Annotated in this window: 8 protein-coding genes; 2 read left to right on the top strand and 6 right to left on the bottom strand. The window is 69.7% G+C overall.

The window, feature by feature from the left end; all coding sequences use genetic code 11:
• Together AZG88_RS33080 and AZG88_RS33075 are read right to left on the bottom strand one after the other, a co-directional pair.
• Positions 1-823 (bottom strand): amidohydrolase family protein (locus AZG88_RS33080; RefSeq protein WP_156517686.1); only part of this gene is annotated, 823 nt, incomplete at its 3' end.
• The gene (locus tag AZG88_RS33075; protein ID WP_061700243.1) at positions 823-2,253 is read right to left on the bottom strand and encodes an APC family permease; all 1,431 of its coding nucleotides are present in this window, start codon (positions 2,251-2,253) and stop codon (positions 823-825) included. The genes AZG88_RS33080 and AZG88_RS33075, both read right to left, overlap by 1 nt.
• 102 nt (positions 2,254-2,355) lie before the next feature.
• Between AZG88_RS33075 and AZG88_RS33070 the strand changes: the two genes are divergently transcribed.
• Complete coding sequence (locus AZG88_RS33070; RefSeq protein ID WP_005238609.1) at positions 2,356-2,979, top strand: TetR/AcrR family transcriptional regulator; 624 nt, start codon at positions 2,356-2,358, stop codon at positions 2,977-2,979.
• 18 nt (positions 2,980-2,997) lie between these two features.
• On the opposite strand, the gene AZG88_RS33065 is transcribed toward AZG88_RS33070, so the two are convergent.
• Entirely contained in the window at positions 2,998-4,647 is a 1,650-nt protein-coding gene (locus tag AZG88_RS33065; protein ID WP_061700242.1) for an amidohydrolase, read from the bottom strand.
• A gap of 17 nt (positions 4,648-4,664) precedes the next feature.
• Positions 4,665-5,903 (bottom strand): MFS transporter, encoded by a 1,239-nt coding sequence (locus AZG88_RS33060; protein ID WP_005238615.1) that lies wholly within the window; start codon positions 5,901-5,903, stop codon positions 4,665-4,667.
• A gap of 288 nt (positions 5,904-6,191) precedes the next feature.
• Here AZG88_RS33060 and AZG88_RS33055 point away from each other — a divergent pair, with 288 nt between their 5' ends.
• Positions 6,192-7,718: a PucR family transcriptional regulator gene (locus AZG88_RS33055; protein ID WP_061700241.1), complete on the top strand. Its 1,527-nt coding sequence runs from the start codon at positions 6,192-6,194 to the stop codon at positions 7,716-7,718.
• Positions 7,719-7,742: 24 nt separating this feature from the next.
• Here AZG88_RS33055 and AZG88_RS33050 read toward each other — a convergent pair whose 3' ends face one another.
• Positions 7,743-9,104: a flavin monoamine oxidase family protein gene (locus AZG88_RS33050; protein WP_061700240.1), complete on the bottom strand. Its 1,362-nt coding sequence runs from the start codon at positions 9,102-9,104 to the stop codon at positions 7,743-7,745.
• A 51-nt stretch (positions 9,105-9,155) separates the two neighbouring features.
• Positions 9,156-10,799, bottom strand: a 1,644-nt coding sequence (locus AZG88_RS33045; protein ID WP_197487982.1) for an NAD-glutamate dehydrogenase domain-containing protein, incomplete at its 5' end; no start/stop codon positions are given.

Below are 10,799 nucleotides of genomic sequence, written 5' to 3'. Positions count from 1 at the left end.
CGACGGGTGCGCCGTCGACGGCCTCCCGCAGGTCCCGGCGGAACGCGGCGTCGGCACCGACGGGGTGGAACAGGGCGGTGATCACCCGCGAGTTCATCCGCCCCTCGGCGCGCGCCCGGTACATCAGATCGAGTTCGGCCAGCGGGACCTGCGGTTCGACGACGGTCGTGATACCGCTCGCGGTCGCCATTTCCAGACTGGACGTGATGCGCCGATAGCGGCGGTCGGGGGAGTACATCGGGATGTCGCGTTGCAGACCGGCCAGACCGGCCCGCGTCATCGCGCTGGTGTAGAAGTCCGTGACCCAGCCGGTGGGGACGCCGTAGTCGTCGAATTCCGGCCGTCCCCAGGGGATCTGGGTGCCGCGGTCGATTCCGAGGACACGCAGTGCGGCGTCGTTCAGCCACACCGAATGCTGGTCGTAGGTGGTGATGAAGACCGGACGGTCCGTGAGGCCGCGCAGGTCGGCGGCGTTCGGGCGGCGCCCGGTCACCACGGAGTAGACGGCGTTCTCGGCGCAGATCCAGTCGAGGTCGGGGCGGGCGGCCGCGTGTGCGCCGATCCGTCGCCGGACCTCGGTGAGGTCGGGTGCGCCTTCGAGGCTCACGGCGTCGGGATCGAATCCGAGGAGAAGGTGGTTGTGGCTGTCGATGATCCCGGGGGTGAGCAGTCGCCCTCGCAGGTCGATGGTGCGCCGGGCGGTGGGGGCGTCCTCGGTGGTCCCGACGTACCGGATCCGGCCGTCCGCGATGCCGACGGCCTCGGCCCGGCCGGTGGTGTCGAACGTGCGCACGACGCCGTTGGTCAGAAGCAGGTCGAGCATCAGCAGTTCTCCTCGGGGGCGGCGTTCAGCAACAGCAGGTGGGTGTTCTTGCGCGGTCGCAGGTACAGGGCGAAGTAGACGAAGCCGGCGGTGACGAGTCCGAGGGAGATGCCGAGGCTGAGCCACTGCTCCGGGTCGAGCAGCGTGACGACGAAGACGAGGCCGAGCGCGGCGATGCAGATTCCCGGGGCCAGCGGCCACAACGGCATGCGGTAGCCGGTTCGGGTGGTGCCGCCGCGGCGGTGGTTGATCGCGGCCAGCGCGATGAACAGGTACGTGAACGTCAGGGTCGACCCGGTGGCGGTGAGCAGGACGTCCAGCGGGACGAAGCACGCGGCGAACGCGATGGCGCCCATCACGACGGTGGCGAGGACGGGGACGCGGCCCTTGGCGCTGACGGTCTGCAGCGGCGCGGCGACGGTCTCGGGGAGGGCGCGATCGCGGGCTGCGGCGTAGAGAAGCCGGCCCGCCTGCAGCGTGATCGCGATGATCGCGTTGATCACGGCGAGGGCGATCGAGAGCAGGACCACCATGGCGACGGCGTGACCGGCGCGTTCGGTGAGGAATGCCTCGACGGGAAGGCTGGAACCGAAGAGTTCGGTCTGCGAGCGGGCGCCCACCATGATCGCGATGAGCGGGACGAGTTCGGTGGCGACGGTGATGACGGCGCTCCAGATCACTGCCTTCGCGATCGAGCGGGCCGCGTTCTTGGTCTCCTCGGCGAAGTAGACGGCGCCGCCGTACCCGTTGTACGCGAAAATTCCCTGGGTGACGGCCAGCATCAGTCCGGAGATCGCCAGTGGTGCGAGGTTGCCGGTGCTCGGATCGAGAACCTCCGGGCTGAGGAGGCTGGTCAGTGGCCGTTCCATGTGGACGAAACCGAGGACGGTGAGCAGAGCCAGCGCCGCCATCTCGACGCCCAGGAAAACCCCGGTGAGCCACGCGTTGGTACGGATGTCGAAACATGCGGTCACGGTGGTGATCCCGACCACGACGAGCGCGGTCTGCTGCGGCGACAGGCCGTGGATCGCGACGCCCAGGTAGTCGGCGACCCCGAGGGCGAAGACGGCGATGATCAGCGGCAGGGAGATGAGACTGATGAAGAACGTGGCGACGCCGAAGGCCGGTCCGAGTGCCCGCGACACGAGCGAGTAGTCGCCGCCGGCAACGGGATACGCGGACGCGAGTTCGGCGTAGCAGAAGGCGATGAGGATGCTCACGACGCCGGCGACGAGGAACGCCCAGAACACGCCGGTGCCGAACAGGGCGAGCGCCGAACCGCCGAGGATGAAGACGCTCGACGCCGGCGAGATCGACGACAGGGTGATCAGGATGTTTCCGCCGACGCCGATGCTCCGGGAGAGCGAGGCCTCGTAGGTGCCGGGTGCGGCGGGGGGAGTGGCGGTGGGTGGCCGGGCGGTCTGGTCCATGAGCTGTCCGTTCGGGGAGGGGGAGGGGCGAAATAGTTTTTTGACAGGTCCGTCAAACAACTGGGCCGAGTGTCACAGATCACGTCGGCTAGTGTCAACGGCATGGCGCGACCGAACACTCAGAAGCAGCGGCGTTCCGAGCTCATCGAGGCGACACTCCAGGCGGGATCCGCGCACGGGCTCAGGTCGCTGTCCCTGACCGATGTCGCGAAGCGCGCGGGCCTGACGCGCGGCGCGCTGCTCTACTATTTCGACGATCTGGATTCGCTTCTCGTCGAGGCCCACCGGGCGGGCACCGAGCGCTACTGTGATCTGCGCGACGAGGCGGTGGCCGCGCAGTCGTCGTACGCCGCCAAGCTGCGGACGGCCATCGACGCCGGGCTGCCGAGCGGTCCCGACGACACCCTGATGCGGTTGCTCTACGAATTCGATTTCATGACAGGCACTTCGGCGCTGCACGACGAACTTGTGCAGAAGATGTATCTGCGGCAGCTCGCGACGTACCGCGCCATCCTCGGCGACGGGCACGCGGCGGGGGAGTTCGCCGTGCGCGGCGACATCGACCAGGCGGCAATGAATCTGGTGGCCCTCGAAGACGCCTACGGGCTGCACATCGTCGGGGGAAACAGTCTCATCACCGTCGATGCCGCGCGCGCGGCGATGCTGGGGTTCTGTGAACAGATCGGCTGCGGCGTCACGGAAGACGCCGCAGCCGAACGGGACTGACCGGGCCGGCTGCGTCGGCTACGCCGGGTGGCTGCCTGCCACCTCCGCCTCGTGGCGCACCGAGCCCGCCACCACGGTCAGCTGCACCCGCGCGGTGAGAAGGGAATCGGCGCCGGCGGTGAACGGATCACCGTCGAGGACCACGAAGTCGGCGGCCTTGCCCGTGACGAGTTGACCGGTGAGGTCGTCCCAGCGGCACGAGTAGGCGGCGTCGCGGGTGGCGTGCGCGAGCGCGTCCGCCATCGGCAGTGCGTACTCGGGCAGGTTGGGTGCGAGCCCCGGATCGATCGCGGACTTGCGCGTCGTCGCGATGTACATGTTGGGCAGCGGGGGATGCGGCGCCGTGGGGGCGTCGGACCCCAGCGCGAGGACGGCGCCCGCGGCGGTCATCTCGGGCCACGGGAACGCCCGCTCGACCCGATGATCGCCCAGCATCGCCCGCCAGTTGTCCTGAATCGCCGGATCGGCGTGGACCGGCTGCATCGACGCGACGACGCCGAGGCGCGCAAGCCGCTGCACGTTGTCTTTCGTGATCGTCTCCAGGTGCTCCATCCGGTGCCGACGCGGGCGAATCCCGTTGGCGGCGATCGCCTGTTCGAGCGCGGCGAGCGCGATCTCCGACGCCTCGTCGCCGATCGCGTGCAGCGCCACCTGCAGGCCGGCGGCATCCGCCGCGACGACCACCGGTGCCAGCGAGGCGAGATCCCAGATCGGTTCGGCGTTCGTGCCGTCCGAGTACGGCTCCTTCATCGCCGCGGTGCAGCTGTCGATGACGCCGTCGATGATGATCTTGATCCCGGCCATCCGCAGCCACGGACCCTGCAGTCGCCTGTGGTGTTCCACCGCCTCGTGCACCTGGCGGACGTTCTCCTCGTCCGAGTCGGTTCGTTCGATCAGCCAGTGCCCGGCCACCCGGAGCGGCAGCGTGTCCCCGCCGGTGGCCAGTGCGCGTTCGAGCGCCTCGAGCTCGTCCGCGCCGAGCGCCATGTCGACCGCCCCGGTGACGCCGTCCGCGAGATACTGCTCGAACGCTTCCGCGAGGGCGACGTCCCGCTCGGTGTCGCTGACCAGCTTCGCGAGGGCGGGCCACACGATCTGGGTCACCGCCGTCTCGTAGAGCATGCCGGTGGCCTCGCCGGTGACGGGATCGCGCTCGATCCGGCCGCCGATCGGGTCGGGAGTGTCCGCGTCGATGCCGAGTTCGCGGAGCGCGGGCGTGTTCACCCACGCCGAGTGCACATCGTTGGAATCGAGGTACACGGGGCGGTCGGCCTCGGCCGCGTCGATCATCTGCCGCGTCGGCGGGTGCCCGTCGAGTGCCGAATACAGCCAGCTGCGTCCCAGGAGCCGGGGTGCGTCCGGGTTCTCGGCGGCGAATCGGCGGATGCGGTCCTGGATGTCGTTCAGATCGGCGGCGCTCTGCAGGTCCACCTTCTGGAGGGCCTGACCCATCATCAGCAGGTGGGTGTGGGCGTCGATGAAGCCGGGCAGGACGAAGGCCCCGCCGAGTTCGACGACGCGGGCGCCGCCGGACAGCGTGTCGGCGGTCGCGGTGTCGCCGACGTACGTGAGGCGATCGCCCTCGACGATCATCGACTCGGCCCAGGCGGGTTCGGCGGCGGTGAAGATCCGGCCGCCGCGGTAGTGGGTCGCCGTGTCGGTGTTCATGGTGTTCTCTCTTTCCGTCAGACGACGACCGAGGTGGTGTACCGGGCAGTGGGATCCTGTCCGGGTGACGCGGAGGCGCGCTCGGTGCGCGTCGACAGGCGGGCGATCGACACGATCGGCACGAGCAGGACGAGACTGATGCCCGCCAGGACGAAGCCGAACGCGACGTAGCCGACTGCGCCGGTCACGAGGGTGCCGAAGAGCGGGGCGAATGCGGACCCCACCAGATACGTCCCGAGGAGCGGGGCGGACCAGCGGCCGGACGAGTCCAGCGCGGCCGCGATGGCCACCACGTAGATGAAGGCCGCGGCGTACACCGTGTTCCAGGCGATGATGAGCACCAGATACGTCGTCGAATCGGTGGCCAGGCAGGAGCCGAGTTTGAGGGCGGCGCCGAGCACGAGGAGGACGGCGGTGGGGATGGTGCGTCCGAGGCGTGACCCGAGCGCCGTCAGGACGAGGGCGGCGCCGATGCCGCCCGCGGTGGAGAGGCTGAGGGCCAGACCCATCTGCTGTTCCGTCAGGGCGGCGTGTTCGGCGCCCATGATGCCGGACACCGCCCACAGCGAGTCCTCGCCGATCGCCCAGATCGCGAAGAGCACGAGCAGGGTGAAGCCGGCGACAGCCAGTTTCTTCTCGGTGACGCCCTCGGGCAACGGGGTCGCCGTGTGCGCGGTGCTCGCCGAGTCGTCCTCGACGGCGGGGGCGGACGGCAACCAGATGATCGTGAACACCGTCGCCAGCGCCAGCACCGCGACGATCCCGAACGCATTGGTCATGTGCAGGCCGAGGATCGGGATCAGTGCCAGTATCCCGGTGACCGCGGTGCGGTTGACGAGCCCGTTGATCCCGGACACCCGGTTCGGATTGTTCAGCGCGGCCAGGGCCGCCCCGCCGACCGCGACCGCGCCACCGGCACCGATCCCGCCGACGATGATCGCGACGCACGCGATCGGGGCCGAGTGGACGGTGGCGGCGACGGCGAATCCCGCAGCCATCACGAGGAGGCTGACGCGGCCGAGCAGGTGGCGCGAGCGCCCCGCCGCCCACCGGGTGGTCGCGAGGCAGACGAGCGCGGTGGCCAGCAGGGAGCCGGTGAGGACGGCGCCGGCGACGGTCTGGGTGATGCCGAGATCGTCCACCATCGCGATGATCATGAGCGGGATCAGATTGGCCGTGATGTAGCCGACGACGAAGACGCTGAACGTGGCGATACCGCGGCCGAGTGTCAGTGGGACGCGGACGGCGGCGGTCACGTGGGAATCCTGGGGTGGGTCAACGACAACTCCGTGTCTCGGGTGGCGGCCCGCGTGAGACGTGGGTCACTTAGCGAATGGGATTCGTTAAGTATGCGGAGGGCGCGCCCCGTACGCAAGGGGTCAAACGAACTCAATTCGTTAATGTGGAGTTTCGGCGTCGCCCGAGGGTCGACGTCTGACACAATGGAGTAGTCGTCCGTGCTTCGCTGGCCAACTTGTCCAGCGCTATCCCGATCCCGACCGGTCAGGGTGGCACGGACCCGACCGCAATGCGCAGGAGCCGACATGACCGTTCCCGTTCGCTGGATGCTGTCCCAGCCGGACCTGGCTCTCGAGCTGAAGGGTGGCGCCGCCGGTCTCGGGAACGAGATCACGTTCGCCCACACCACCGAACTGCAAGACCCCTTCCGGTGGCTCTCCGGCGGCGAATTGCTCCTCACCACCGGCATCCGGCTTCCGCTGACCGCCGCCGACCGGGCCCGATACCTGCGCGGCCTCGGTGAAGCCGGGGTCGCGGCGGTGGGGTTCGGCACCGGTCTCTCGCATCCGGAGGTCCCCGAGGACCTCGTGGCCGTCGCCGACGAGATCGGGCTGCCACTGCTCGAGGTGCCGTTGCCGACACCCTTCGCGGCCGTGGTCAAGCGGGTCATGAACCGACTCGCGGAGCAGGAGTACGAGGCGGTGCTGCGCGCGTCCCGGGCCCAACCGCGGATGACCCGGGCCGTCATCCAGGGCGGCACCGGCGCCACCGTGCGCGAGCTGGCCGTCGCCACGTCGGCCACCGTCCTGCTCCTCGACCTGTCCGGCCGGGTGCTGGAATCCCATCCGGCGCAGCCCGCGGAGGATGTGATCGGGGAACTACGGGACGTGCTGGAAGCGGGTACCGGCGGGGTGTCGAGCAGCGTGTCGCTGGCACGGTCGGGCGCGTCGATCACCGTGCAGCAGATCAGCGTCGGCAGCACACCGCACGGACACCTCGCCGTGATCAGCCCCACCGCGCTCAGCCACGTCGACCAGATCCTGCTCGGTCACGCGAACTCGTTGCTCGCCTTGGATTTCGAGAAGCCGGTCCGACTCCGGACCGCACAGAACCGGCTCAACTCGCACGCCCTCGGCCTGCTGCTCACCGAGGACCGCGACCTCGCGCCCGCCTGGTCGCAGATCCGGCACGCCGCGGACGCGGACGGGATGGTCCGCGGACTCACGGTCGTAGCCGAGACGCCGGCACTCGCGGAACGGGTGGAGTCGGCGGTCGCGGTCGCCATGAACAAGGCCGGGCGGCAGCTCTTCTCGCGCCGTCACGACACGCGGGTCACGGTTCTGCTGCGGGGAACCGACGACGTGGACTTCGCGCGGGCGATGCTGCGCGGGCTGTCCGGGCCGGCGCGGAAGGCGATCCGTGCGGGGCTGAGCGGGAAGCGGGAGGTCGCCGGTCTGGTGGCGGCCATCGAACAGTCCCAGCTCGCCGCGTCGGCCGCCGAGGCGGGGGCCGAGCCGTTGGAGTTCGCGGCGCTGACCGGTAGCGCGCTGCTCGCCTTCAGCTCGACGCGGGAGGTGCTGAACTCCCTGGCGGACACGATGATCGCGCCGATCGACGACTACGACCGCACCAACGGCACGGAACTGCTGGGATCGCTGCGGGCGTTCCTCGAGGCGAACGGGCACTGGGAGTCGGCGGCCGCGGCGATGGGCGTGCACCGGCACACCCTGCGCAGCCGCATGGCGCGGATCGAGTCGTTGATCGACTGCAGGCTGGACGTGGCGCGGGTGCGCGCCGAACTGCTGCTCGCGATCATCGCCCGGCAGTCGTGACTGCCGGGCGATGATCGGACGGGATTACTCTCCGAGGCGGGCGACGATGTCCGCGGCGGTGCGCTGACCCATCCGCACGGCGCCGTCCACGTGCTGGTAGCCCTCGGCGGCGATGTCCGAGCAGGAGAAGTGGAACGGTCCGACCGGCGTCCGCGTGTCCTTGCCGTACCGGTGCAGACCGCCGAGGTCGAAGCTCGCGGCGTACGCGCCCCGGGTCCATTCCTCGGAGCCCCAGTCGGACTCGTAGTAGACGACCGGCTCGGCGGCCTTCGGTCCGAGGTAGCGGGCGAGCGAACCGAGGATGGTGGCCCGACGCTCCTCTTCGCTCAATTCGAACATCGCGTCGGCCTTCTCGTCCGACACGAACGCGACGAGGGTTCCCCGGGTGTCCCCGTGGTTGGTGTTGTCGTACACCTCCTGGACGACCTCGGAGGCGCCGAATCCGGTGCCGGCGAGTCCGTCCTCACGCCAGAACGGGGTCTCGTACACAGCGTGCACCTTGATGACGAGTCCCAGCGACTGGTGCTGGTGCATCTGGTGCTGGCGCCGCGGCAGCGGCGGGTCGTAGGAGATGCGGGAGTACAGGTTCGGCGGGACGGCGAGCACGACGCGGGCCGCTTCCACGCGAATGTCCCCGTCCGCCAGCACGACTGCGCCGTCCTCGCTCCATTGGACGGTGCGCACCGGCGCGTTCAGGAAGACGTCGTCGCCGAGGGCGGCCGCCATCCGGATCGACACCTGCTGCATGCCGCCGATGACGCGCTTGTCGAGGATGAAGTCCTCGTCCACCAGGTGCGAGAACGATCCGGCGGACGCGGCCATGAGCACCGCCTGCAGTGCGGAGAACGAGTGTGCGGGCTTGGTCAGCATGCCGCCTGCGATGAACAGGCCGATGTTGTCGCGGGCCTCGGCGTCGTCGGACTGCTCGATCAGCCAGTGCTTGAACGAGATCGTGTCCAGTTCGCGGGCCAGCGGGTGCGCCCAGGGCTCCTCGGCCCCGACCTGCGCGGCGAGGTCGTCGAGGATCTGGATCAGCCGGTCCATCTCCTTACGGGTCGTCTCGTCGACGGGGAAGGATTCGCCGGTGTAGCGGGTGCGTTCGCCGGCGGCGGAGATGTAGACGGACTCACCCTCGCGGTACCGGTCGAACGTCTCGAGTCCGAGTTCGTCGAGCAGGGAGATGAGCGTCGTCTGGTCGGGGGAGACCCACTGGCCGCCGATCTCCAGCATCGCGCCGTCGATGGTGTCGGTCCAGGTCCGACCTCCCACGCGGTCGCGCGCCTCCAGGACCGCGACGGACAGCCCCGCCTTGCGCAGCGCGGTGGCTGCGGCCAGGCCGGACGGGCCGGCGCCGACGATGGCGACATCACGTTGGAGAGTAGGCACTTTCGAGCTCCTTTGGTTGAAGTGCTTGAGGTGGATGAGTGGTGGATCTGGTCAGTTGCGGGTGAGCGCGAGCGACAGTTCGGCGTCGATGACGCAGATGCTCGAGTTGTCCACGCGGTCGTGGCTCCGCAGCTCGCCGAGCATCTGTGCCAGGCGGTCCGCGGCGGTGGTGTGTTCGGTCAGCCAGTGAGCGACGGCGTCGGCGGCGGACGTCGCGGGCGAGGCGTCGCGCAGCACCAGTCCGATCAGGCCGTGCCAGTGCTCCTGCAGGTTGTCGACGAGGACGGCTCCCGCCATCGCCTCCCAGTAGGCGGCCCCGGTCTCGCCGACGGAGAACCGTTCCGACAGCCAGTCGAGGCCCACCACGCGGCCGAATTCGCGGTACGTCTCGGCGACCTGGGTGATCGGCAGGCCGAGCGACTGCGCCGTGGTCTCCAGCGCGAAGCCCTGCGCCAGGATTCGCAGCGTACCCAGGTCCTGGGCGGGGGCACCGGTGAGGCGGGGCAGTGCCGCGGCGAGTTCCTGGACCGGCTTGGCGAAGCGCTCGATCAGCTGCTGCGCATCCGTGCCGGCGGTGCGATGCCGCAGCAGCCACGACGTGGTGCGTTCGATCAGGTCCTGGATGCCGAAGTGCAGGTTCAGCCGGGTCCGGTGGGATGCGCCGGGCAGGGTGAGGACCTCGTTCCACAGGCGGTCGATGTCGAACACCTGCCGCACCACCGCGTACGCGACGGTGATCTCGGGGGTGCCGACGCCGAGCCGCTCCTCGAGGCGGTGGATCAGGCCGGGTCCGACACGGTCGATCATGTCGCCGGCCACGATCACGGCCACGATCTCCCTGGCGAGCCGGTGACCGCTGATCTGCTGGGGGACGCGTTCGCGGATGGAGGCCGGGAAGTAGTCGGCGAGAACACCGTCGAACACGACGTCGTCGAGCACGGGGGAGGCGAGCAGTTCGGTGACGACGAGGTTCTTCGACTGTGCGAGCAGAACCGCGATCTCCGGCCGGACCAGTCCCTGGCCCGCGCGGTGCCGCGCCGACAGTTCCGCCGCCGACGGCAGGACCTCCGCGGACCGGCTGATCCCGGCGTCCCGCTCGAGGTTCTCGATCAGCCGCTCGTGGCGTCCGAGCAGGAACGGTGCGTGGACCTCGGCGAGGCTGATGGCGAGGGTCTGGGAGGCGGCGTCGGCGAGCACCGATTCGCCGATCTCGTCCTGGACGCGGGCGAGCAGCGTGTTCCGTTCCTCGGCGGGGAGTTCGCCGGCCGCCACGGCCGCGTCCAGCGCGACCTTCAGGTTCACTTCCCGATCGGAAGTGGCGACCCCGGTGGCGTTGTCGATGAAGTCGGCATTGATCCGGCCGCCGTTCAGCGCGTACTCGATGCGGGCGCGCTGCGTGAGGCCGAGGTTGCCGCCCTCACCGATCACCGCGGCGCGCACATCGCTCGCCGCCACCCGGACGGCGTCGTTGGCCGGGTCGGCGGCGTCGGCGTGCCCCTCGGTGGAAGCCTTGACGTACGTTCCGATTCCGCCGTTCCACAGCAGATCCACGTCCGCGGTCAGCAGCGCCTTCACCACCTCGTGCGGCGGGAGTTCGGTGGCGGTGACGCCGAGGCGTTCACGCACCTGCGGCGACAGCGGGATCTTCTTCGCCGTCCGCGGCCACACGCCGCCGCCCGCCGAGACGAGGCTCCG

It is taken from the genome of Rhodococcus sp. LB1, assembly GCF_001583455.1.
In the GTDB taxonomy this organism is placed as follows: domain Bacteria; phylum Actinomycetota; class Actinomycetes; order Mycobacteriales; family Mycobacteriaceae; genus Rhodococcus_F; species Rhodococcus_F opacus.
The sequence above is the reverse complement of the archived record's forward strand: the minus strand, read 5'-3'. Positions and strand labels throughout refer to the sequence as shown.

What these genes read in the sequence shown, in the direction of transcription:
- AZG88_RS33075 (WP_061700243.1), bottom strand. Translation starts at nt 2,253, where the DNA reads ATGGACCAGACCGCCCGGCCACCCACCGCCACTCCCCCCGCCGCACCC.
- AZG88_RS33070 (WP_005238609.1), top strand. Translation starts at nt 2,356, where the DNA reads ATGGCGCGACCGAACACTCAGAAGCAGCGGCGTTCCGAGCTCATCGAG.
- AZG88_RS33065 (WP_061700242.1), bottom strand. Translation starts at nt 4,647, where the DNA reads ATGAACACCGACACGGCGACCCACTACCGCGGCGGCCGGATCTTCACC.
- AZG88_RS33055 (WP_061700241.1), top strand. Translation starts at nt 6,192, where the DNA reads ATGACCGTTCCCGTTCGCTGGATGCTGTCCCAGCCGGACCTGGCTCTC.